Source organism: Neorhizobium populisoli (assembly GCF_019430945.1).
Classification (GTDB): Bacteria; Pseudomonadota; Alphaproteobacteria; order Rhizobiales; family Rhizobiaceae; genus Neorhizobium; species Neorhizobium populisoli.
Genome location: NZ_JAHYCB010000005.1, coordinates 355,567 through 377,909 on the forward strand (window position 1 = coordinate 355,567; position 22,343 = coordinate 377,909).

19 protein-coding genes are annotated in these 22,343 nt (G+C 60.4%); 9 read left to right on the forward strand and 10 right to left on the reverse strand.

The genetic code is table 11. From position 1 onward, the window contains the following. Window positions 1-40 precede the first annotated feature (40 nt). Both KX729_RS15885 and KX729_RS15890 read left to right on the forward strand, forming a co-directional pair. Window positions 41-604 (forward strand): TetR/AcrR family transcriptional regulator, encoded by a 564-nt coding sequence (locus KX729_RS15885; RefSeq protein ID WP_219743444.1) that lies wholly within the window; start codon window positions 41-43, stop codon window positions 602-604. Between the two features lie 38 nt (window positions 605-642). Beyond that, window positions 643-987 (forward strand): DMT family transporter, encoded by a 345-nt coding sequence (locus KX729_RS15890; RefSeq protein ID WP_219743445.1) that lies wholly within the window; start codon window positions 643-645, stop codon window positions 985-987. Window positions 988-1,117: 130 nt separating this feature from the next. On the opposite strand, the gene rpoD is transcribed toward KX729_RS15890, so the two are convergent. The 3 genes from rpoD to dnaG all read right to left on the reverse strand — a co-directional run bounded on the left by rpoD (window position 1,118) and on the right by dnaG (window position 6,025). Continuing rightward, window positions 1,118-3,181, reverse strand: coding sequence for an RNA polymerase sigma factor RpoD (rpoD, locus tag KX729_RS15895; protein ID WP_219743446.1), 2,064 nt, complete (start codon window positions 3,179-3,181; stop codon window positions 1,118-1,120). 413 nt (window positions 3,182-3,594) lie between these two features. Next, on the reverse strand, window positions 3,595-3,942 hold the full coding sequence (locus KX729_RS15900; protein WP_219743447.1) for a GFA family protein: 348 nt from the start codon (window positions 3,940-3,942) through the stop codon (window positions 3,595-3,597). 82 nt (window positions 3,943-4,024) lie between these two features. Then, on the reverse strand, window positions 4,025-6,025 hold the full coding sequence (gene dnaG / locus KX729_RS15905) for a DNA primase (RefSeq protein ID WP_219743448.1): 2,001 nt from the start codon (window positions 6,023-6,025) through the stop codon (window positions 4,025-4,027). A gap of 597 nt (window positions 6,026-6,622) precedes the next feature. On the opposite strand from dnaG, the gene KX729_RS15910 reads away from it, so the two are divergent. Then, window positions 6,623-7,060, forward strand: a complete 438-nt coding sequence (locus KX729_RS15910) for an Ivy family c-type lysozyme inhibitor (RefSeq protein WP_219743449.1) — start codon at window positions 6,623-6,625, stop codon at window positions 7,058-7,060. A 24-nt stretch (window positions 7,061-7,084) separates the two neighbouring features. On the opposite strand, the gene KX729_RS15915 is transcribed toward KX729_RS15910, so the two are convergent. Then, window positions 7,085-7,537: a GatB/YqeY domain-containing protein gene (locus KX729_RS15915; RefSeq protein WP_219743450.1), complete on the reverse strand. Its 453-nt coding sequence runs from the start codon at window positions 7,535-7,537 to the stop codon at window positions 7,085-7,087. A 323-nt stretch (window positions 7,538-7,860) separates the two neighbouring features. Between KX729_RS15915 and carA the strand changes: the two genes are divergently transcribed. Both carA and KX729_RS15925 read left to right on the forward strand, forming a co-directional pair. Beyond that, window positions 7,861-9,084, forward strand: a complete 1,224-nt coding sequence (gene carA / locus KX729_RS15920) for a glutamine-hydrolyzing carbamoyl-phosphate synthase small subunit (protein WP_376775971.1) — start codon at window positions 7,861-7,863, stop codon at window positions 9,082-9,084. Between the two features lie 95 nt (window positions 9,085-9,179). After that, window positions 9,180-9,530 carry an antibiotic biosynthesis monooxygenase family protein gene (locus KX729_RS15925; protein ID WP_219743451.1) on the forward strand — a complete coding sequence of 117 codons (351 nt, stop codon included), beginning with the start codon at window positions 9,180-9,182 and terminating at the stop codon, window positions 9,528-9,530. Between the two features lie 18 nt (window positions 9,531-9,548). On the opposite strand, the gene KX729_RS15930 is transcribed toward KX729_RS15925, so the two are convergent. Together KX729_RS15930 and KX729_RS15935 are read right to left on the reverse strand one after the other, a co-directional pair. Next, window positions 9,549-10,940 carry an MATE family efflux transporter gene (locus KX729_RS15930; RefSeq protein ID WP_219743452.1) on the reverse strand — a complete coding sequence of 464 codons (1,392 nt, stop codon included), beginning with the start codon at window positions 10,938-10,940 and terminating at the stop codon, window positions 9,549-9,551. A 227-nt stretch (window positions 10,941-11,167) separates the two neighbouring features. Continuing rightward, on the reverse strand, window positions 11,168-12,427 hold the full coding sequence (locus KX729_RS15935; protein ID WP_219743453.1) for a TCR/Tet family MFS transporter: 1,260 nt from the start codon (window positions 12,425-12,427) through the stop codon (window positions 11,168-11,170). Between the two features lie 210 nt (window positions 12,428-12,637). Here KX729_RS15935 and KX729_RS15940 point away from each other — a divergent pair, with 210 nt between their 5' ends. Beyond that, window positions 12,638-13,117, forward strand: coding sequence for a DUF2938 domain-containing protein (locus tag KX729_RS15940; protein ID WP_219743454.1), 480 nt, complete (start codon window positions 12,638-12,640; stop codon window positions 13,115-13,117). On the opposite strand, the gene KX729_RS15945 is transcribed toward KX729_RS15940, so the two are convergent. After that, window positions 13,114-13,437 (reverse strand): ArsR/SmtB family transcription factor, encoded by a 324-nt coding sequence (locus KX729_RS15945; protein WP_219743455.1) that lies wholly within the window; start codon window positions 13,435-13,437, stop codon window positions 13,114-13,116. The genes KX729_RS15940 and KX729_RS15945 overlap by 4 nt on opposite strands. A 47-nt stretch (window positions 13,438-13,484) precedes the next feature. On the opposite strand from KX729_RS15945, the gene KX729_RS15950 reads away from it, so the two are divergent. After that, complete coding sequence (locus KX729_RS15950; protein WP_219743456.1) at window positions 13,485-13,967, forward strand: SRPBCC family protein; 483 nt, start codon at window positions 13,485-13,487, stop codon at window positions 13,965-13,967. Window positions 13,968-14,768: 801 nt separating this feature from the next. Here KX729_RS15950 and ypfJ read toward each other — a convergent pair. From ypfJ to KX729_RS15965, 3 genes are all read right to left on the reverse strand, one after another. Beyond that, window positions 14,769-15,665 (reverse strand): KPN_02809 family neutral zinc metallopeptidase, encoded by an 897-nt coding sequence (ypfJ, locus tag KX729_RS15955; RefSeq protein WP_219743457.1) that lies wholly within the window; start codon window positions 15,663-15,665, stop codon window positions 14,769-14,771. A 187-nt stretch (window positions 15,666-15,852) separates the two neighbouring features. After that, entirely contained in the window at window positions 15,853-17,082 is a 1,230-nt protein-coding gene (locus tag KX729_RS15960; RefSeq protein WP_219743458.1) for an MFS transporter, read from the reverse strand. A 134-nt stretch (window positions 17,083-17,216) separates the two neighbouring features. Continuing rightward, a complete protein-coding gene (locus tag KX729_RS15965) occupies window positions 17,217-17,699 on the reverse strand; it encodes a DUF2306 domain-containing protein (RefSeq protein ID WP_219743459.1) in 483 nt (160 codons plus the stop codon). 100 nt (window positions 17,700-17,799) lie between these two features. Between KX729_RS15965 and KX729_RS15970 the strand changes: the two genes are divergently transcribed. Further along, complete coding sequence (locus tag KX729_RS15970; protein WP_219743460.1) at window positions 17,800-18,606, forward strand: LytTR family DNA-binding domain-containing protein; 807 nt, start codon at window positions 17,800-17,802, stop codon at window positions 18,604-18,606. Between the two features lie 165 nt (window positions 18,607-18,771). Then, window positions 18,772-22,260: a carbamoyl-phosphate synthase large subunit gene (gene carB, locus KX729_RS15975; protein ID WP_219743461.1), complete on the forward strand. Its 3,489-nt coding sequence runs from the start codon at window positions 18,772-18,774 to the stop codon at window positions 22,258-22,260. Window positions 22,261-22,343 lie beyond the last annotated feature (83 nt).

The window sequence follows — 22,343 nt, forward strand, 5'->3', positions numbered from 1 at the left end:
TCGCATTGCAAAGAAACCGACCGTACGGTATGTTTATCTCATGTCAAAAGCTCACAAACGCGAAAAACAGCCAGAACTCGTCCGCCGCTCTCTTCTCGATCACGCGGCGCGCTGCGCCGTGGAAGAAGGTCTGGCACGCCTCACCCTGCAAACGGTAGCCGAGGCGGCTTCCGTCACCAAGGGCGGCTTGCTGCACCATTTTCCCAGCAAACAGGCGCTGATCGAGGCGGTGTTCGAGGACATGCTGGGCAGACTGGACGAGGAAATCGAACGGCTGACCGCGGAAGACGGCATTGAAAAAGGCAGGTTCACCCGCGCCTATATCGATGCATTTTTCCAGGTGACGCGCGACGGGCCGAAAAGCCCCTGGGCGGCTCTCGCCATTTCCTCGATGACCGACGCCGGCCTGCGCGCCCTTTGGTCGGACTGGATGAGCGAACGTTTGGAGCGCCATGCGGCCACCGACAGTCATCCGGCCTTCAAACTGGCACGTTATGCGGCGGATGGCATCTGGCTTGCCAACCTGACCGAAGCAAACGGCATCCCGGCTGAGGAACTGGCCGGGCTCCGCGACCAACTGAAACACATGACCCAAACCGACTGACGCAGACTGCGCATTCAAACACAAGAAGAGGGACCGAAATGAACCCCGCACTCCTCACCTACGGCGCCCTTGGAGCCGCAATCGTGCTCGAAGTCATCGGCACGACCTTCCTGCAACAGAGCCAGCAGTTCACCCGCGCGCTTCCCACCACGCTGATGGTGCTTTGCTACGGCCTAGCCTTCTACCTTCTCTCCATCGCGCTCCGCGCTATGCCCGTCGGCATCGCCTACGCCATCTGGAGCGGCCTCGGCATCGTCCTGATCTCCGCCGTCGGCTTCGTGCTGTTTCGGCAGACGCTCGATACGGCGGCGATGATCGGGTTGGGGTTGATTATTGCGGGAGTTGTGGTGGTGAATGTGTTTTCGAGCTCGGTGTCGCATTGACCTGCTATCATTGACAGCAAATCGACCAAATCTTCGAGGGAATCGCATGAGCGAACCCAAATGAAGACAACAAAAAACCCGGCCTGCTCTTGCAGCCGGGTTTTTCAATAGTCGCTGGCTTATCGTCCGCTCAGCTATCCAGGAAGCTGCGCAGCTTCCTGGAGCGGCTCGGATGCTTCAGCTTGCGCAGCGCCTTCGCTTCGATCTGGCGGATACGTTCGCGGGTAACCGAGAACTGCTGGCCGACTTCTTCGAGCGTATGGTCCGTGTTCATGCCGATGCCGAAGCGCATGCGAAGAACGCGTTCTTCGCGGGGCGTCAGAGAGGCGAGAACGCGGGTCGTCGTTTCGCGCAGGTTCGCCTGAATGGCGGCGTCGATCGGCAGGAGCGCGTTCTTGTCCTCGATGAAATCGCCGAGATGCGAATCCTCTTCGTCACCCACCGGGGTTTCGAGCGAGATCGGCTCCTTGGCGATCTTCAGGACCTTGCGGACCTTTTCGAGCGGCATGGCGAGCTTTTCGGCCAGTTCTTCCGGGGTCGGCTCGCGACCGATCTCGTGCAGCATCTGGCGCGAGGTACGAACGATCTTGTTGATCGTTTCGATCATGTGCACCGGAATACGGATCGTGCGGGCCTGGTCGGCGATCGAGCGGGTAATCGCCTGACGGATCCACCAGGTCGCATAGGTCGAGAACTTGTAACCGCGGCGATATTCGAACTTGTCGACCGCCTTCATCAGGCCGATATTGCCTTCCTGAATGAGATCGAGGAACTGCAGACCGCGGTTCGTGTACTTCTTGGCGATGGAGATGACGAGGCGAAGGTTCGCTTCGACCATTTCCTTCTTGGCGATACGCGCTTCGCGCTCGCCCTTCTGCACCATGGATACGATGCGGCGGAATTCGGCGATGGAAATGCCGGTTTCGGTCGCAAGGTTCTGGATCTCCTGGCGGATATCGCGGATCGTCGTATTTTCGGCGCGCGCGAATTCCTTCCAGCCGCGGGCGGCTAGATTGGCGATCGACTTCATCCAATTCGGATCGAGTTCCGCACCCTGATACTGCTCGAGGAAGCTATCGCGCTTGACGCCGTAGGATTCGGCGAGGCGCAACAGGCGGCCTTCGTTCTGCATCAGGCGTTTGGAGATGTCGTAGAGCTGCTCGACCAGGGAATCGACGCGATTCTGGTTGAGCGACAGCGACTTGACCGCCGTGATCAGCTCGTCCTTCAACTCCTTGTAGCGACGCTCCTGAGCGGACGACAGCGTACCGGTCGCGGCAAGCCGCTGCTCGACCTGCTGGTCCTGCAGCTTGCGCAGCTTCTTGTAGGTGTCGGCGATCGTATCGAGCGTTTCCATGACCTGCGGGCGCAGCTCGGCTTCCATCGCGGCGAGAGACAGGCTCGACTCGTCGTCGTCCTCTTCCTCTTCCTCGAGGTTCATGCCTTCGCCGCCAACCGACGTGATGTCGTCGTCATTGGCCGCAGAGAAGCGCGCCTTGCGGGTCTTTTCTTTCTCTTCGGCAGCCTTGCGGTCGGCCTCGATCTTTTCCGGGCTCTGGAACTGCGGCGCGGCCTTGGCTTCCGGACCCGAATAGGTCGTTTCGAGATCGATGATCTCGCGCAGAAGCGTGGTGCCTTCGTTCAGTTCGTCGCGCCAGATGATCAGCGCCTGGAAGGTCAGCGGGCTCTCACAGAGACCGGCGATCATCGTCTCGCGGCCGGCTTCGATGCGCTTTGCGATGGCGATTTCGCCTTCGCGCGAGAGAAGCTCGACGGAACCCATTTCGCGCAGATACATGCGCACCGGGTCGTCGGTACGGTCAGTCGGCTCTTTCTTCTTCGCAGTCGCCAGCGCCGTGCTCGACGTGGTGGCGATCTCGCCGCCTTCGCTTTCTTCGCCGTCGCTGTCGGAATCGCTATCGTCTTCGCTGGCGGTTGCTTCTTCGGCCTCTTCGTCCTCAACGACATTGATGCCCATGTCGGAGAGCATCGCCATCGTGTCCTCGATCTGCTCGGAGGTGACTTCCTCCGACGGCAGAACCGAATTCAACTCGTCCATCGTGACATAGCCGCGCTTCTTGGCGGCCTTGATCATCTTCTTGACGGCGTCGTCAGAAAGGTCGAGAAGCGGACCGTCGTGCGAGCCTTCGCGTTCGTTCTCAGCTTCTTCGTTTTCTTTGACTTTTGTTGCCATGTACTTCGTCACTTTCCCTGAACGCCACTTTCGCCGCGCTTCGTGGCTACCGGTCTGAGCGGGTGCTACCCGCCTTCACCGCGAATCACTGTCCAACACGTAACGGAATGACCTTTAATTCCCGATTACCATTCGGCGGTCGCTTTTGACGTAGAACCATCCGGTCAGATATCACCGTTCCTGTTCGGTGCTATCGACCCACTCCGCCTAATCTGCCCTGAAATGGTGATTCCCACAAATTAACGTTCCGTCAAGCTTTTCCATAGGTCGTACCCAGGAAAAATCGAAAAACCCGTTAACATCGGGCCTAATAGGGGTATTGTCACCAAATTTAACCGATATGTAGGCGACTGACCTCGAAAGACAAGGGTTTGCGCCGCAATATCAGGGACCTGCCTGGAAACGCTGCTGCCTCAGGCTGCAGCGCCGTCATACTGGGTTACCTTCAGCGCGGAAAGATCGATTTCCGGCACGCAGCGAAGGTTTATCGCGGACATTTCCATACCGTTCGGAGCCGTCGCTTCACTGAAGGGAGCGACACCGCATTTGGCACAGAAATAGTGGGTGATCACATGCTTGTTGAACTTGTACGCGGAAAGGTTTTCGCGCGGCGTCTTCAGTTGCATGTCGGTGCGCGGGACAAAGGCCATCATCATGCCTTTGCGACGGCATATGGAACAGTTGCACTCCATTGCCGACGAGAAATCGCCCTCGGCCTCGAAGGCGATATTGCCGCAATGACAGCTTCCTGAAACACGCATCGGCGTCCCCTTCTTCCGATTCGATACGGCGTAGATTAGTGCGCAGCCGAGGTTCGGCAATACCAGAATTTCACCATGGAAATCAGCCGTGGCTGACGGCGGCGCCCTTCACCCGACCGGACAGAACGCCGAAGCCGTCGATGATCGCTTCCTGGTTTTCCATCCGCAGAATTTCAAGCTGAACCTCGTAAAGGGCCTTGAGCAACGCCTCGATTTCGTCCGCGTCGCTGGCTTCCGTCGCATCTGCAATGGCCCGTTCCAGCTCGCTCTTCTGGACGCGCAGCGCCTTGGTGCGCTTGTGCAGCGACAGCGCCTGGCGATAGCCCTCGCGGGCATCTTCCATCGCAGCCGCTTCCGTCGCAGTCCAGAGGCGGGCATTGCGCACCTGCTGGTCCAGCGCCTTCAACAGCACATCGAAACCCTCGGCGGAAAGCCTCTGCACCAGATAGGCGGGTGAAAGGTTGACCCCGGCGGTCGCGGCCGCCGGCAACATGGCGCCCCAGAAGCGTTGCAGCTCGCGGTTCTCGAAATCGATCGCGGCGATCTCGTCATATTCTTCCAGCAAGAGCTGCGGGTGGTTGACGATGGTCAGGGCCAGCACGCTTTCGCGCAATGCCGGCAGATCGCGATACCCGCGCACCAGGCCGGATTGGCTCAGCCGGTCGGAAATGCCCATGCCACGCGCTGCCGCACGAGGGCCCTGCGGCGGACCATTCTGCCCCGGGCGACCGCCACTGCCACGCTGAAAACCCTGACGGCGATCATTGCCGCCGCCACGTGGCGCAGGAGAGAAAAAGCCGTTCAGCCGGTCGCGGATATCCTGCTGGTAGTGTCGCCGCACATTCTCGTCGGCGATGACTGAGACGATCTGCTTCAGCCGCGCCTCCAGCTCGGCGCGCTTCTCCGGCGTATCGAAGTTCGCGGACGCGGCCTCCCGCTGCCAGATCATCTCCGCCAGCGGCTTGGCATCCGCCATGACCCTGTCGAACGGCGCGCGGCCATCCTGCTTGACGAGGTCGTCCGGATCCTTGCCGTCCGGCAGCAGCGCAAAACGCACGGAACGTCCGGGTTTCAGGAATGGCAGCGCCAGGTCGGCGGCACGGCTTGCAGCACGCAGGCCCGCTCCGTCGCCATCGAAACAAAGCACCGGCAGCGGCGAGATTTTCCAGAGCAGGTCCAGCTGGTTCTCGGTCAGTGCGGTCCCAAGCGGCGCCACGGCATTCTCGACACCCGCCTGATTGAGCGCGATCACATCCATATAGCCTTCAACGGCAATGATCGTGGCTTCGGTCTTCCCCGGCCCTGCCTGCGCTGCCCGCCGGGCGCGCGTAAAATTGTAAAGCACCTGCCCCTTGTGGAAGAGCTCGGTCTCCGGCGAGTTCATGTATTTCGCCATGGCATCCGGCGCCATGGCACGGCCGCCGAAGGCAATCACCTTCTCCCGCGACGACAGGATCGGGAACATGATGCGATCGCGGAAATAGTCGTAGGAGACGGCGATCCCCTCCCCGTGTCGCACCAGGCCGCATGCCTCGATCTGATCTTTCGGGACTTCCTTGCCAGCCAGGAATTCTTTCAGCGCATTGCGGCTTTCCGGCGCATAACCCAGACGGAACGTTTCGATCGTTCGGCCGGTCAGTCCGCGATCACGCAGATAGGCGCGCGCCTTGGCGCCGACAGCGCTTTGCAGCTGCTCTTGGAAGAAGCCGGTCGCCAGCTCCATGACGTCCAGCAGCGTCGTGCGCTCCTTCTCCCGCTTTTCGGCCTGGGGATCGGGCTGCGGCATGGCGATGCCGGCCATGTCAGCGATCTGCTGCACGGCCTCGGGAAAATTCAGGCCTTCGAGATCGGTCAGGAAGCGGAAATGGTCGCCGGAAACGCCACAGCCGAAACAGTGATAGCGCCCCTTGCGGTCCTCACAATGGAAGCTCGGGCTCTTTTCACCGTGAAACGGGCAACAGGCCCAATAATCGCCGCGAGAGACATTGCTCTTCTTCCGGTCCCACGTGACCCGGCGACCGACAACGGCCGAAATCGACACGCGGTCACGAATCTCATCGAGGAAACTGTTGGAAAAGCGCATCTTCACCTCTGGGCCAAGGTTCATATAAGCACGACAACACAGGAACGCCACGCTTAAGAAAAACGCTGCCCGCTATCCACAAGCAGAAATGCGGACAGACTCATCCAGGCCATAGTCGCCCACATCGGGCGAATTTACGGCAGAAGCGGACTGTCGAAGATTATCTTTTTGTAATTTGTAAACAGACATTAACCGCCCTAACCTCCAGTCAAACTCGAAAGCGCCGGTAGCTTCTTATGAAGGATCGGCAGCAAGCGTCGCGATCACAGGACGTCAGGTTCGGGCACACCGTAATTCCAGGTTTTAGTTTGAGTACCGAGTTTCAGTTCCGAGTTTCAGTTCCCTGGGCTCTTCGGAACGGAGCGTGTCGCAATGTATCGCAGCACTCCGTTCTTGGTCTCGCCGGTGGCTTGTCCGCGGTCGGCCGATGAGATGCATCGAAGAGCAAAAAGGCGGGAGACCATGATCGGTCTCCCGCCTTTTGTATTTCATACCATTAGCTTGCGCCGCCGCCGATTTTAGCGGCGAGGATATCTTGTGGTTGGCCGTCGGCCACTATAGCCCTATGGAACGCATTCTGCGGAGATAGGACAAACCATGCGCAAGCTGATCTGGATCGTTGCTTTCGGCATTACCGCTATATCAGCGCTGGCCCCCGCATATGCGGAAATCAGGGTGAGCAAGGAAGACGCCACGAAACCCTATCTTTTCGACGTCACGAAAAAGGACCCTGCCATCCGCAAGGCGCTCACAGCGCTCTTCAAGGGAGAAAAACTGCCGGACTGGACAGCCGAGATCCTGTCGGGCGGAAACTATGTCGCCGGCACCCAGCGCGTCGTCGAAGCACCGATCGCTGGCGCATTTGTCTATGACGCCTGCATGCCGCACGACTGTTTCGACAATCGGCTTGAAATCCTCATCACTGCAGACAAGACCCGGGCCTTCGGCCTTCTCAAGGAAGACGGCAAGTCGCGCTTCCTTGGAAAGCCGGACCAGGATGTCGGTGCCATCCTGAAATCCGTCCAGCCGCAATAGCCGTATATAAACCGACTTAAGCCTTTACTTCAGCAGTTCCTTCACCGAGGCGGATGCCTTGGCGAAATCCATCTGCCCTGGATATTTTTCCTTCAGCACGGCCATGACCTTGCCCATGTCACGTAGCCCTTGAGCACCGGACTCGGCAATCGCGGCCTTGATCAGGTCCTGCGCCTGTTCGTCGGAAATCTGCTCGGGCATGAAGCCCTTGATGATGTCGATTTCCTCGCGCTCCTGCGTCGCAAGCTCCGCACGACCGGCGTCTTCGTAGATCTTCGCCGATTCCTCGCGCTGCTTCACCATCTTCTGCAGGATCTGCAGGATATCGTCGTCGCTCACGGCATCCTTGCCGGCGCCGCGATTGGCGATATCGCGATCCTTGATAGCCGCCTGAACCAGGCGGACGGTCGAAAGCCGGCGCGTGTCCTTGGCCTTCATGGATTCCTTCAGAGCTTCGGAAAGCTTATCGCGCATCATCGTCTTTTACTCCTTCGGAAAGCCCGCCGCAGGCTGCGGGAATTATGGCTTTTCCTTGTCATTTTCGCCGTTGTCATAAACGACGCACGGGTTGCGATCAATTCAATTCCCAGAACCCTTTGAATCCCATGAGCCTATTTTGCCCATGGATTTCTTGGAGCTTACGAGTTGACCGACCCGCCCGCTTTGTTTATTTTTCGGCACCTGCACGAGATTTAAATGTTAGGGCTTGCGCCGGGTTCAACCCGCGCGGCCCTTTTCTGCGACCATAGATGGCCTCCACAGCCTGTCTCTTCAAGGGACGGGATCGGTGGAGCAGAAGGATGAACATGACCGCGACCGCCTCCCCGACCGCACCTTGGACAACCAAGAAGCCAACCGCAGTGCTCGTTCTCGCCGACGGCACGGTGATCGAAGGAACCGGCATCGGCGCGACTGGCAAGGTGCCGGCGGAAGTCGTCTTCAACACGGCGCTGACCGGCTACCAGGAAATCCTCACCGACCCTTCCTATCTCGGCCAGATCGTCACCTTCACCTTCCCGCATATCGGCAATATCGGTACCAATGACGAAGACGTCGAAGACCTGACGCCCGCCGCCCGCCGCGGCGCCGTCGGCACGATCTTCAAGGCCGACATCACCGAACCCTCGAACTACCGCGCCGCCAAACATCTCGACGCATGGCTGAAGGCCCGCGGCGTCATCGGCCTGTCCGGCATCGACACCCGCGCCCTGACCGCCTGGATCCGTACCAATGGCGCTCCGAACGCGGTTATCGCCCACGATCCGAACGGCGTCTTCGACATCGAGGCGCTGAAGGCCGAAGCCAAGGCCTGGAGCGGTCTCGAAGGCCTCGACCTTGCCAAGGAAGCGACATCCGGCCAATCCTCGCAGTGGGGCCAGAAGCCATGGATCTGGAACGAGGGTTTCGACGACCTGAAGCCGGAAGACGCCAAGTATCATATCGTCTGCGTCGACTATGGCGTGAAGCGCAACATCCTGCGCCTCTTCGCCGGCCTCGACTGCAAGGTCACGGTCGTGCCGGCCAGCACCTCTTCGGAAGACATCCTGGCCCTGAAGCCGGACGGTATCTTCCTGTCGAACGGCCCGGGAGACCCGGCCGCGACCGGCGAATATGCAGTTCCGGTCATCCAGGACATCATCAAGACCGACATCCCGACTTTCGGCATCTGCCTCGGCCACCAGATGCTAGGCCTGGCACTCGGTGCCAAGACCGAGAAAATGCACCAGGGCCATCACGGCGCCAACCACCCGGTCAAGGACCATACGACTGGCAAGGTGGAGATCGTCTCGATGAACCACGGCTTCGCGGTCGACTCGAAGTCGCTGCCGCAAGGCGTTGAAGAGACTCACATCTCGCTCTTCGACGGCACCAATTGCGGCCTGCGCCTCGCCGGCAAGCCGGTCTTCTCCGTGCAGCATCACCCGGAAGCTTCGCCGGGTCCGCAGGACAGCCACTACCTCTTCCGCCGTTTCATCAATCTGGTGCGCGAAACGAAGGGCGAAGCGGCTCTCGCCGAGCGCTGAAATTTCGGGCCGAAATTTCCACCCTGACCCTATTGACCTTAACCTTGATTGAGGTCCCATAAAGGCCCCTGTTCAAATCGAGCAGGGGTTTTTCTATGAGTGAAATTCACGAGGGACGCGTCGTCCGCGTCAACAGGTTCCAGGTTCCGGCGGAAGCCCGCGACGAGTTTCTGGAGCTGATCGAGGCCACTCATGAGGTGATCCGCATGCAGCCGGGCTTCATCGACGACATGATCCTCGAACAGCAATCCGGCAGCGGCCTATTCAGCCTGCTGACCGTTCTGCAGTTCGAAGGGGAACACGTACTGCAATCTGTCATCACCGCCGTCGCAAGATTCGACCAGGCATCCGGCATCGACCGGCAGGCGCTGACCCGCCGTCTCGGTGTCGAAGCAAGCGTCGGCTTCTATCGGCACGCCAAGTCTGACGGGCTGGTTTTGGCCTAAACTCGGGAAAACCGGCCCTCAGCGGGCCGGTTTTTCGCGTGTCAACAGCCAGAAGCGTCCGCACAGGAAAATCGCGGCGGCGGCAAGGCCGGTGACGAAACCGAACCAGACGCCCGGCCCCTTGAAGCCGAGCGGGAAGGCGAAAACCCAGGCACAGGCGAAACCGATCGGCCAATAGGCGATCAGCGCCAGGATCATCGGCACGCGCGTGTCCTTGAGGCCACGCAACAATCCGGCGGCGACGGCCTGCAGACCGTCCACCAGCTGGAATGCGCCGGCGATCATGATCAGCGGCACGGCAAGCGTCAGCACTGCACCGGCCTCGCCATGCCGGACATCCAGAAACAGCCCACCAAGCACTCGCGGCACCGCTGCATAAAGAATGCTGCCGACTGCTGTGAAAACGACGCTGATGACCAGCACCGCCACAGCCGCACGCCGGACGCCAACAATGTCGTGACGGCCATTGGCGAGACCAACACGCACCGTCGCCACTTGGGCCAGGCCGAGCGGGATCATGAAGGCGATCGAGGCCAGCTGCAACGCAATGCCGTGGGCTGCAAGCTCCAGCTTGCCGATCGTGCCCATCAGCAGCGATGCCGCCGCAAACAAGGTCGTCTCGGCGAGGATCGTGAAGCTGATCGGCAGGCCGAGCCAGACGATCTCCTTCACCATCAGCCAGTCCGGGCGCCAGAAGCGCACGAAAATCTCGTAGGCCCGCATCTTCGGCTGGCTTTCGACATAAGCGACCGCAATCAGGAAGCCGGTCACATTCGCTACGACGGACGCAATCGCCGCGCCATGCAGGCCGAGCGCCGGTGCGCCGAAATGACCGAAGATCAGGAGATAGGCGACGACCGCATTCATGAAGAACATGCCGATCGTCACGTAAAGCACGATGCCGCCCTTCTCGAGCCCCGTCACGAAGCTGCGGATCGCCATCAGCCCGAGCGCCGGGAAGACGCCCCATTGGGCGATCCGGAGATAACTCTGGGCATTCGCCGCAACGTCCGGCGCCTGGCCGAGCTTCAATAGGATCGGTTCGGAGAACCAGAGAAGCGGCGCGGTCAGCACGCAATAGGCAAGCGTCACCCACAGGCCCATGCGCACGGAACGGCGCACGCCGACGGAATCGCTGCGGCCGAGCGCCTGCGCCACCAGCGGCACGACGGCGCTGGTGAAGCCGGTGCCGAAAATGAAGACGATGAAGAAAATCTGCGTGGCGATGACCACAGAGGCAAGTTCCGTCGTGCCGAGCCAACCGACCAGGATGACGTCGGTCGTATGGATTGCCATCTGGGCGAGCTGCGCGCCGACCAGCGGTACGCCAAGCGCCACGGTGGCCCGCATATGCGAGGACCACAAATTGTCCGTCGTCCCTTCAAAGGCGACCGCTTGGCTCGACATCATGCATCTCCCGGACAGTATCGCACCGAAAGCCGGAACCGGTTTTCGGACTCGTGCTGCAGAATTTCCAACAGACCGGAGCACTCCTCGGACGCCCCAAAGGGCATGCTTGCTCCGGACGAAAAAAGCCGCGCCCAGAAACTGGGAAGCGGCGGATGATGCTGCTTTAAAGTAGCATCATCCGTGCGGCAAGGCTTGCGACCCTTTCAGCAGAATTTTTGGCCCTTGCTTCAAGAAACTTGATGCGAAAGCCCTTCTTCGGCTGAAATTGACTCCGTTTTTCGCGAAATTCGCGTCAGAAACACGATAATCGCGACGCCCATGAAAAATGCCGCCATCAGATAGGGCGCTCCGGCAAACTCCATTTTCGCATGTTCGCCGGTGAACGAACTGAAGAGCTGCGTGAAGATTGCCGGGCCGATAATCGTCGTGAGAGACGTGAGGCTGGTCATTGCACCCTGCAGCTCCCCCTGCGCCGATGGCGGCACCTTGGCTGATGCGATGCTGCGCAGCGCCGGATCGGCAATGTTTTCGATCGTCGTCAAAAGGATGACCGCATAGACCATCCAGCCCTGCCAGGCAAAAGCATAACCGGCAAGACCGAGGCAGGAGAAGCAGAGCCCCACGACCGCCGTTTTCCACTCTCCGAGCACCGGGACGATCTTCGGCAGCAGGACGCCCATGACGAAGGCGGCGCAAATGCCGAACATGCCGAGCGACAGGCCGATCTGCCCTTCGCTCCAGCCATAACGGTAGGCGGAAACGAACGGCCAGACGGACGGATAGACCGCATGGGCCAGCCAGTAGAGGAACATCACCACCAGAACCGGCGCGATGCCCGGATAATGCCGCATCTGGCGCAGCGCGCCGAGCGGATTGGCCCGCTTCCAGTCGAAGATGCGGCGGTTTGCCCGGTCGAGTGTTTCCGGCAGCAGGAACCAGGCGGCAACGAAGTTAGCCATCGACAGCAGACCGGCGCCGAGGAAGGGTACACGCGGTCCAAGTTCACCCAGCAGCCCGCCGATCACCGGCCCGACGGTGAAGCCTACGCCGAAGGCGATGCCGATCAGGCCGAAATTGCGGGCGCGGTTCTCGTCATTGCTGATATCGGCGATATAGGCCGAGCAGGTCGCGAAACTGCCACCGGAAATGCCGGCCAGCACGCGGCCGACGAACAACATCCAGAAGCTTGTTGCGGCGGCGCAGATCAGATTGTCGATCGCAAAGGTGAACACTGCGGCAAGCAGGATCGGCCGGCGCCCGAACCGATCGGAAAGATTGCCGAGCAGTGGTGCGAACAAGAACTGCATCGCCGAATAGATCAACAGCAGCCAGCCGCCATCGACCGCCGCCCCGCTCATGTCGTCGCCCGTCAGCTCGCGCAGAAAGGTCGGTAGGACCGGCATGATGATCGCGATCCCGATCACGTCTAGGAACAGGATCATGAAGACGAGGAAAAGGCCGCGACGGACAAATTTCGGGTCGAGCATCAGATGTCTCTCTAGCTTGCTGTGTTTTCTGGAAAGACGATCTGCTCGCCGGGTTTGCTACATAACCGCAAAAGAAAAAGGAAACAATCCATGAACATCTCAAAGTTTTTGATGAAAGGCATCAACCGAACCGCTTTGCCGTAGACAGACCTCGACAACTTCGGCGGCGTCACGCTAGAAAAAACCTCCCTTATCTTCGGCGGACTTCCCATGATCGACCTCATCTGGCGCGGCATCCTCATCGGCATCGGTGGCACCGTGTTCATGGATATCTGGGCGGTCATCCTCTGGAAGATCTTCAGCCAGCCGAAACCCAATTGGGGGCCGGGCGGCCGCTGGTTCTGGCATGTCTTCCAGGGCAGGGTCTTTCTCGAGAGCATCGCCACAGCGGAACCCTATCGAAACGAGCACCCGCTCGGCTGGGCAGGCCATTACGCCGTCGGCATCCTCTATGGTGTCGTCTTCGGCCTCATCGCCGGCGCCGGCTGGTTTGCCGCCCCGACCTTCATCCCCGCCTGGATCTTCGGCATCGTCACGATCGCGGCGGGCTGGTTCCTGATGCAGCCCGGCATGGGCCTCGGCTGGGCCGCCTCGAAGACACCAAGACCGAACAAGGTGCGCGCCCTCGGCCTTATCGCCCACACGGTTTTTGCGCTCGGGCTTTACGTGACGGCGCTGCTGATCCGCTAACCCTCCAGATCGGATTTCAACCGATCGAGCATATCGACGGCGCGCGCCGCATAAGCGCCGATCCAGCGATCATGGATCGCCTTGATCGGCAGCGGGTTGAGATAATTCCAGCGCTCCCGCCCTTCCCGCTTCACCACGACCAGATCGGCCGCTTCCAGCACTTTCAGATGCTGCATGACGGTGCAGCGGTCGAGCGTATCGAACCGTGCGCAGAGATCGCCGGTCGTTTTCGGGTCATCCTTCAGAGCATCCAGCATCTCGCGGCGAATCGGCGCCGCCAAAGCCTTGAAAATCTTGTCGCTTTTTTCATCGCTTGACATGTTATAATTTTATAACATCATGAAGCCGGAAACAAGGGAGAGAGATCATGGAACTGAAGTTCAAGGTATCGAGCCATATTTCGAAACCGGTCGAAGAAGTGTTCGAGGCCGTCGCCGATCCGAAGAAACTGTCCAGCTATTTCACCACCGCCGGCGCGGTGGGACGTCTGGAAACCGGCAAGACCGTCACCTGGGAATTCGCCGATTTCCCCGGCGCCTTTCCGGTTGAGGTCGTCGAGGTGGAAACCAATCGTCGGATCGTCCTCAAATGGGATGCGACGGACGGTAACGCGGCCGAACAGGGGCCGGACAACATCGTGCTCGCCAATTACCAGACGACGGTGACGATGACCTTCGAACCGCTGGACGGCGACCGCACGCTGGTGACCATATCGGAGGAAGGCTGGCACGAGACCAAGGGCGGGCTTGAAGCGTCCTACGGCAATTGCCAGGGCTGGTCGCAGATGCTGTGCGCGCTGAAGGCCTATATCGAACACGGCATCAACCTGCGCGAGGGGATGTACAAATAGCCCTCTCGCAGAAGGCACACCTATCCGTCCACGCGCGGTCTCCCGTCATGGTCGTGTCAAACATCGGAGAGCCCACACGAATGCGGAACCTCAAGTAGTTTTAGTAATGGTGGCTCCGCATTCGCGTGGCCTTCGGCGTCTTTTCGGGGCTTCCGGCCCCTACAGATGATTGCCTCGCCTTCTCTGCACTCAAGGTTTCCCTTAGCGCTTGCACGGCTCAAACCGAACCCGACCTGGCGGCCAGGGGGATGCTTGATAGGAATGTCTCCGTTCCCGAAAACGCTCCATGGCTTTCACCTCTTCCACCTTTGCCGCACGTTACGGTTCCGATGAAAGCGCCGGCCTCCGCCTGCCCGCGAACGTCTCGCGAAACACTCCGGCGACGGAAGCAGGGGGATTGTAGGCTGAGGTTTGGAGGGTGTGGATGAAGGGCAAGGTAAGTTACTGAAGATGTTAGAGTGATAGCGCTATTTGTCCCCGGTGCAGCAGCATTAGCCGGTGTGCCCCGCCACACCCCCTCTGCCCTGCCGGGCATCTCCCCCTCAAGGGGGGAGATTGACTCGCGGCTCGACCTTTCCGTCACATTGGTTGTTTACGTGGCGCCACCGAAGATACGCCATCGGGTGGCGATGCAGAAGCAATAGCCGCTACCGGCGCTGGGGTTCGTTAGTTGTTTGGGGAAACCGCTGCTCCCAGCCAATCTCCCCCCTTGAGGGGGAGATGTCCGGCAGGGCAGAGGGGGGTATCGAGTAGTACGCCCTTCATTTATCGCGATGAAGGACCGAGTCCCGCACAAGGCCCTCAAATATTCCCCGAAAACGTATCGCACGCCTTCATGTCGCCCGTATCGAACCCGCGTTTGAACCAGCGCATGCGCTGCGCCGATGTGCCGTGGTTGAAGCTTTCCGGGACGACATAGCCCTGGCTACGCTTCTGCAGCGTATCGTCGCCGATCTGCTGGGCGGCGTTCAGGGCTTCCTGCAGGTCGCCCTGTTCGAGAATGCCCTTCTGTTCGGTATATTTGCCCCACACACCGGCGTAACAATCCGCCTGCAGCTCGACGCGCACCGACATTTTGTTGGCATCAGCCTCGCTCATGCGCTGCCGGGCCTGGTTGAATTTCGACATGGTGCCGAGCAGGTTCTGCACATGGTGGCCGACCTCGTGAGCGATGACATAGGCCTGGGCGAAATCGCCTGCCGCATCGAAACGCTGTTCGAGCTCCTTGAAGAAATCCGTGTCGAGATAGACCTTGTGGTCGCCGGGGCAATAAAACGGGCCAGTGGCGGAAGAGGCAAAGCCGCAGGCGGAATTCACCTGACCGGAGAACAGAACCAGCTTCGGCTCCTCGTAGCTCTGGCCATTCGCCTGGAAGATGCCGTTCCAGGTGTCTTCGGTTTCGGCAAGCACGGTGCGGACGAAGGCTGTCGTATCGTCATTGGCAGGTGCGCGGCTCGTCGATTGTTGCGAATAGCCCGAACCGCCGCCAAGATCGATATCGCCGCCGGACAGAAGCGTCAGCGGATTGATGCCGGTAATCCAGCAGATGATCAGCACCACGACGATGCCGCCGATGCCGAGCCCGCCGCCGCCCCGGCCACCACCGCCGATCGGGATGCGGAAACCGCCACCCTGACCGCCGGAGGATTCGCGCTGGTCCTCGATATTGTCCGACTGACGGCGGCCTCTCCATTCCATCGACGCATTCCTCTCAAAGCGATTTCATGACGGCTGCCTTTTGGCAACCGACCGCCGAACGCCAGACGGCGACAGCTTTACCGCCAATATAATGCCGAACATGGCAAAGGCGATCCGTGGAACATCGTCAAATGAAGATTTTGCCCGGGAGTGGCCCGCGCCCTCAAAAAGGGCGCAGGATTGACGGTCAGGCGACGGCCAGCTGCTTCTTGCTGGGCAGGAGCACGGTCAGCAGACCGAGTGCCGGCAGGAACGAGCAGACATTGTAGACAAAGGCGATGCCGTACTGGTCGGCGAAGACGCCGAGCAATGCCGCCGCGATGCCGCCGATGCCGAATGCGATGCCGAAGAAGATGCCGGCGATCATGCCGACCCGGCCCGGAACCAGTTCCTGCGCCATGACGACGATCGCCGGGAAGGACGAGGCCATGATGAAGCCGATGATCGCCGAAAGCCCGATCGTCACCGGCAGGTTGGCATAAGGCATGGCGAGCGTGAAGGGCAGCACGCCGAGGATTGAGAACCAGATCACCACCTTGGAGCCGAACTTGTCGCCGACAAGGCCGCCGATGACCGTGCCGAGCGCCACCGCACCGAGGAAGATGAACAGCATGACCTGCGACTGTTGCACCGAGACCTGGAACCGCTCGATGACGAAGAAGGTATAATAGCTGCTGATCGACGCCATGTAGGCATTCTTGGAGAAGGTCAGGATCGTCAGCACGGTAAGTGCGATGACGACCGTGCGCTTCGACAGGTTATGCGCCTTCAGCACCCGCTTGCGGCCCTGGTTGGCGAGCATATGCGCCTTGTACCAGCGTGCCACGCCGGTGAGGATGACGATGCCGAGAAGCGCGCCGACCGAAACCCAGGCAACACTGCCCTGCCCGTTCGGCACGATGATGAAGGCGGCCAGCAGCGGACCGATCGACTGGCCGAAATTGCCGCCAACCTGGAAGACCGACTGGGCCATGCCGTAACGGCCACCGGAGGCAAGCCGCGCGACGCGTGAGGATTCCGGATGGAAGACGGCCGAACCGATGCCGATCAACGATGCCGAGATGACCAGCACCAGGTAGGAATGCGCATTGGCCAGCATGAACAGGCCGATGAATGTCGAACCCATGCCGACCGGCAGCGAATAGGGGAAGGGCTTTTTGTCGGTGATGATGCCGATCACCGGCTGCAACAGCGAGGCCGTGCACTGGAAGGCGAGCGTCAGGATGCCGATCTGCCAGAAATCGAGCTGATAATCCGTCTTCAGCATCGGATAGATCGCCGAGATCATCGACTGCATGATGTCGTTGATCATGTGGCAGAAACTGACCGCCAGAATGATCGGCAGGATCGTCGCTTCGGCCGAGACTTTCGTTTCCGCTGGGACCGGCGTTATCGGCTTCGAGGTTGCATCGGCCATCTGATATCCTCCGCGCAAGCGGTCGTCGTCTGGGATGGCCGTTGCTGCAATGTCTTCGATATTGGCAGCATTAGTCCCGTAACCCCGCCCTGTCCATGACAGGTTGGCCGCTTCCGGTACGCTTTGATGAAAAATCAGGCACGCTGTGATGCAAGCCGCTGTTGCAGGTAAAGGGCGGCGGCAATGCCGGCCAATGTCAGAAGCAAAATCCAGCTCGGCCCGCCGGTAAACACGACGGCATGCATGATGCGGCCAGGGATGAGGGTGAACAGGCCCGCCACGCCTATGCCGCCGAGATACATGCCGATCACGGTCGCTTTATGTGCCCGGATATTATGCGCCCGCGCCGTCGATATCGCCCGCCAGATGCCCGTCAGCGTGAAGATCGACAGGAGATGGATCGGGCTGAAGCCGTAAAACAGGTTGATCGTGTGGATGAAGAAGCTGGACAGCGCGGTGATCGCCATCAGTACCATCCAGACCTTACCGAGCATCCGATGGGTCGGCGTGCCTTTTCGGTTCAATAGCACGTAGGCGCCGAGAATCGCGGCCGGTAGCACGGCTGCGACATGGATCTGGACGGCGATCGTGGCATCGAGGAGCGGCTGGAGGTTCATGAGAACACCTTGGAAATTCATCGGCGATTGAAGTTGTCGCCGGTTTCCGCCATGACTGGCGTCACCTCAACCGGAATGGCGCAGACGGCGGATAAACTTCGTGATTCACCCGTTTTTGAGCTCCACGCTTCGTGAATTGCAGATCTTCACCCGCTCCTGGCGTTTCTGGGCGACGTTTGCACTGGTCATCCTCCTTTTCGCGGTCAGCGGTCCGTATGGCACCTCGGAACGGATGGCGTTCGGCATACGGCTCGGTTACTGGCTGATCGTCCACACAGTCACCTGGGTGATCGCCATCACCTGCGCCATCATCGCCGAAGTGCTTTTGCGCGGGCGGATCGACCGGACGCTGCTGCGGATGATGATCGGCTCGCTTTTCGCCGCTCTGCCGATCGGCTTCGCGCTCGGCATCATCGACTTCGCCTTTACCGGTCAGTGGACCGAGATGAACAGCGGCCTGCACCGGGCGCTGTTTGCCCTGCCGCTGTGCGCGCTTTTCTGTCTTCTGTCCTATATCGCCATGCACCGGCAGATCCATGAAATTGCCATGCCGGCCGCCACGCCGACCGTTCCGCAAGCGGCAATCTCATCGGAACCGGACATTTTCGCCCGCTTGAAGCCCCAGAACCGCGGACCGCTGGTGCGCCTGTCCGTCGAGGATCATTACACGGATGTGGTGACCACGCGCGGCCACGAACTGATCCTGCTGCGCTTTGCCGACGCCCTGAAGGAACTCGGCGCCACGCCCGGCTTGCAGGTCCACCGCTCCCACTGGGTGGCGGCCGCGCATGTGGAAACATTGAAGCGCGACAACGGCAAGCTTTTCGTCGTCTTGAAGGACGGCACGGAAATCCCCGTCAGCCGCCCCAACCTCAAAGCTGTGCGAAATCGCTTCGCGTCTCTCTGAGGCCGCATGTCGATTCCTGTCGATTTGCTGATTTTCGGGGTTACATTCGCCAAAACATTTGCCTATAAGCCGCGTCTAGCCTGAAAAGAACAGACGCGCGTGACCCGACCCGGTGCCTCCACACCGTGCCGGCTTTTCGCGCAGGAAAAGAAGCGGATAGAACCCATGCCCAAGCGCCAAGACCTCAAATCGATCCTCATCATCGGCGCGGGTCCGATCGTTATCGGCCAGGCATGCGAGTTCGACTATTCCGGCACCCAGGCCTGCAAGGCGCTGAAGGAAGAAGGTTACCGGGTCATCCTGGTCAACTCGAACCCTGCGACGATCATGACCGATCCGGGCCTCGCCGACGCGACCTATGTCGAGCCGATCACGCCGGAAGTCGTCGCCAAGATCATCGCCAAGGAGCGCCCGGACGCGCTGCTTCCGACCATGGGCGGCCAGACCGCACTCAACACCGCTCTCTCCCTGAAGCGCATGGGCGTGCTCGACCGCTACAATGTCGAGATGATCGGCGCCAAGCCGGCCGCCATCGACATGGCCGAGGACCGCGCGCTTTTCCGCGAAGCAATGTCCCGCATCGGGCTCGAAACGCCGAAGTCGATGCTCGCCAACGCCACCGACATCAAGGATGCCGACCGCAAGACCCATGAGGCCGAACGCGCAAAGCTGCGTGAAAGCCTCTCCGGCTCGGACCTGGACAAGGCGCTGGACGAGCTGGAAAACCAGTGGAACCTCGGCGAAAGCGACCGCAAGCAGCGTTATATCAGCCATGCCATGGCGATCGCAGCTCAGGCGATCGACGTCGTCGGCCTGCCCGCCATCATCCGCCCGTCCTTCACCATGGGCGGCACCGGCGGCGGCATTGCCTACAACCGTTCGGAATTCTTCGAAATCATCGGCGGCGGCCTCGATGCCTCGCCGACGACGGAAGTGCTGATCGAGGAATCGGTGCTCGGCTGGAAGGAATATGAAATGGAGGTCGTCCGCGACAAGGCGGACAACTGCATCATCATCTGCTCGATCGAAAACATCGATCCGATGGGCGTCCATACGGGCGACAGCATCACGGTTGCGCCGGCTCTGACGCTGACCGACAAGGAATACCAGATGATGCGCAACGCCTCGATCGCGGTCCTGCGGGAGATCGGCGTTGAAACCGGCGGTTCGAACGTTCAGTTCGCCGTCAATCCGAAGGACGGCCGCCTCGTCGTCATCGAAATGAACCCGCGCGTTTCGCGCTCCTCGGCGCTCGCCTCCAAGGCCACCGGCTTCCCGATCGCCAAGGTCGCGGCCAAGCTCGCCATCGGCTACACGCTGGACGAACTCGACAACGACATCACCGGCGGCGCGACGCCTGCCTCGTTCGAACCGTCGATCGACTATGTCGTTACCAAGATCCCGCGTTTCGCCTTCGAGAAATTCCCGGGCGCCTCGCCGGTCCTGACCACCGCCATGAAGTCGGTCGGCGAAGTCATGGCGATCGGCCGCACCTTTGCAGAATCGCTGCAGAAGGCTCTGCGTGGCCTGGAAACCGGCCTGACCGGCCTCGACGAGATCGAAATCCCGGATGCGGAAGAAGGCGAATCCAGCCAGAACGCCATCCGCGCCGCGATCGGCACGCCCACCCCGGATCGCCTGCGCATGGTCGCCCAGGCGCTGCGCATGGGCATGACCGAGGCGGAAGTCCATGAAGGCTGCAAGATCGACCCGTGGTTCATCGCCCAGCTCAAGGCGATCGTCGACATGGAAGCCCGCATCCGCGAGCACGGCCTGCCGACCGATGCCGAAAACCTGCGCATGCTGAAGGCTATGGGCTTCTCCGATGCCCGCCTCGCCTCGCTCACCAAAAAGCGCCCGAAGGAAGTCGCGGAACTGCGCAACTCTCTGAACGTGAGGCCCGTCTTCAAGCGCATCGACACCTGCGCTGCCGAATTCGCCTCTCCGACCGCCTATATGTACTCGACCTATGAGACGCCCTTCGTCGGCGAACTGCGGTCGGAAGCCGAAATCTCGACTGCGAAAAAGGTCGTCATCCTCGGCGGCGGTCCGAACCGTATCGGCCAGGGCATCGAGTTCGATTATTGCTGCTGCCACGCCGCCTTTGCGCTGAAGGATGCCGGCTATGAAGCGATCATGATCAACTGCAACCCGGAAACCGTGTCGACCGACTACGACACCTCCGACCGCCTGTATTTCGAGCCGCTGACCGCAGAAGACGTCATCGAAATCCTGCGCGCCGAGCAGGAAAAGGGCGAAGTCGTCGGCGTCATCGTCCAGTTCGGCGGCCAGACACCGCTGAAGCTCGCCGAAGCGCTCGAGAAGAACGGCATCCCGATCCTCGGCACCGCACCTGATATGATCGACCTCGCCGAAGACCGCGACCGCTTCCAGAAGCTTCTGATGAAGCTCGACCTGAACCAGCCGAACAATGGCATCGCCTATTCCGTCGAGCAGGCCCGCCTCGTCGCCTCCGAAATCGGCTTCCCGCTGGTCGTTCGCCCGTCCTACGTGCTCGGCGGCCGCGCCATGCAGATCATCCATCAAGAAAGCCAGCTGCAGACCTATCTGCTCGACACGGTCCCGGAGCTGGTTCCGGAAGACATCAAGCAGCGTTACCCGAACGACAAGACCGGCCAGATCAACACGCTGCTCGGCAAGAACCCGTTGTTGTTCGACAGCTACCTGACCAACGCTATCGAAGTCGACGTCGACTGCATGTGCGACGGCACCGACGTCTATGTCGCCGGCATCATGGAGCATATCGAGGAAGCCGGCATCCATTCCGGCGACAGCGCCTGCTCGCTGCCACCGCGCACGCTGTCCAAGGACATGCTCGACGAACTGGAACGCCAGTCGAAAGCCATGGCCAAGGCTCTCCACGTCGTCGGCCTGATGAACGTACAGTTCGCCATCAAAGATGGCACCGTCTACGTGCTGGAAGTTAACCCGCGCGCCTCGCGCACCGTGCCTTTCGTAGCAAAAACCATCGGTGCGCCGATCGCCAAGATCGCCGCCCGCGTCATGGCCGGTGAAAAGCTGGATCCGACCTTTGCCGCTTACGGCACGAAGCCCGATCCGCGCAACCTGAAGCACATCGCCGTCAAGGAAGCCGTCTTCCCATTCGCAAAATTTCCGGGCGTCGACACGCTGCTCGGCCCGGAAATGCGCTCGACGGGCGAAGTCATCGGCCTCGATACGGATTTCGCGCTGGCTTTCGCAAAATCTCAGCTCGGCGCCAATGTCGAACTGCCGCGCAACGGCACCGTGTTCGTCTCCGTCCGTGATGCAGACAAGGAACGCGTCCTGCCAGCAATCCGCATTCTGGTGGAAATCGGCTTCAAGGTTCTGGCGACAGGCGGCACCGCCCGCTTCCTTGCCGAACAGGGCATCGAGTCCACCCGCATCAACAAGGTTCTGGAAGGCCGCCCGCATATCGAGGACGCCATCCGCAACCGTCAGGTCCAGCTCGTAATCAACACCACGGACGGCAACAAGGCGATCTCCGATTCCAAGTCGCTCCGCCGCGCCACGCTGATGCAGAAGGTGCCGTATTACACGACGATGGCGGGCGCGGAAGCGGCGGCCATGGCGATCAAGGCACTGAAGGCTGGCAGCCTCGAAGTTCGGCCACTGCAAAGCTATTTCGCCTGAGACAAGGCAGCAGGGGTCTTTTGACCCCTGCTCGTTCGCCGCTCATCTCGGCCGGCCAAAGGCCTAGATGCCCTCGATGACGG

What these genes read in the sequence shown, in the direction of transcription:
- KX729_RS15960 (WP_219743458.1), bottom strand. Translation starts at nt 17,082, where the DNA reads ATGGCCGATGCAACCTCGAAGCCGATAACGCCGGTCCCAGCGGAAACG.
- KX729_RS15925 (WP_219743451.1), top strand. Translation starts at nt 9,180, where the DNA reads ATGAGTGAAATTCACGAGGGACGCGTCGTCCGCGTCAACAGGTTCCAG.
- KX729_RS15945 (WP_219743455.1), bottom strand. Translation starts at nt 13,437, where the DNA reads ATGTCAAGCGATGAAAAAAGCGACAAGATTTTCAAGGCTTTGGCGGCG.
- KX729_RS15935 (WP_219743453.1), bottom strand. Translation starts at nt 12,427, where the DNA reads ATGCTCGACCCGAAATTTGTCCGTCGCGGCCTTTTCCTCGTCTTCATG.
- KX729_RS15950 (WP_219743456.1), top strand. Translation starts at nt 13,485, where the DNA reads ATGGAACTGAAGTTCAAGGTATCGAGCCATATTTCGAAACCGGTCGAA.
- KX729_RS15900 (WP_219743447.1), bottom strand. Translation starts at nt 3,942, where the DNA reads ATGCGTGTTTCAGGAAGCTGTCATTGCGGCAATATCGCCTTCGAGGCC.
- ypfJ (WP_219743457.1), bottom strand. Translation starts at nt 15,665, where the DNA reads ATGGAATGGAGAGGCCGCCGTCAGTCGGACAATATCGAGGACCAGCGC.
- KX729_RS15940 (WP_219743454.1), top strand. Translation starts at nt 12,638, where the DNA reads ATGATCGACCTCATCTGGCGCGGCATCCTCATCGGCATCGGTGGCACC.
- KX729_RS15890 (WP_219743445.1), top strand. Translation starts at nt 643, where the DNA reads ATGAACCCCGCACTCCTCACCTACGGCGCCCTTGGAGCCGCAATCGTG.
- KX729_RS15965 (WP_219743459.1), bottom strand. Translation starts at nt 17,699, where the DNA reads ATGAACCTCCAGCCGCTCCTCGATGCCACGATCGCCGTCCAGATCCAT.
- KX729_RS15915 (WP_219743450.1), bottom strand. Translation starts at nt 7,537, where the DNA reads ATGATGCGCGATAAGCTTTCCGAAGCTCTGAAGGAATCCATGAAGGCC.
- carB (WP_219743461.1), top strand. Translation starts at nt 18,772, where the DNA reads ATGCCCAAGCGCCAAGACCTCAAATCGATCCTCATCATCGGCGCGGGT.
- dnaG (WP_219743448.1), bottom strand. Translation starts at nt 6,025, where the DNA reads ATGCGCTTTTCCAACAGTTTCCTCGATGAGATTCGTGACCGCGTGTCG.
- carA (WP_376775971.1), top strand. Translation starts at nt 7,861, where the DNA reads ATGAACATGACCGCGACCGCCTCCCCGACCGCACCTTGGACAACCAAG.
- KX729_RS15930 (WP_219743452.1), bottom strand. Translation starts at nt 10,940, where the DNA reads ATGATGTCGAGCCAAGCGGTCGCCTTTGAAGGGACGACGGACAATTTG.
- KX729_RS15910 (WP_219743449.1), top strand. Translation starts at nt 6,623, where the DNA reads ATGCGCAAGCTGATCTGGATCGTTGCTTTCGGCATTACCGCTATATCA.
- KX729_RS15885 (WP_219743444.1), top strand. Translation starts at nt 41, where the DNA reads ATGTCAAAAGCTCACAAACGCGAAAAACAGCCAGAACTCGTCCGCCGC.
- rpoD (WP_219743446.1), bottom strand. Translation starts at nt 3,181, where the DNA reads ATGGCAACAAAAGTCAAAGAAAACGAAGAAGCTGAGAACGAACGCGAA.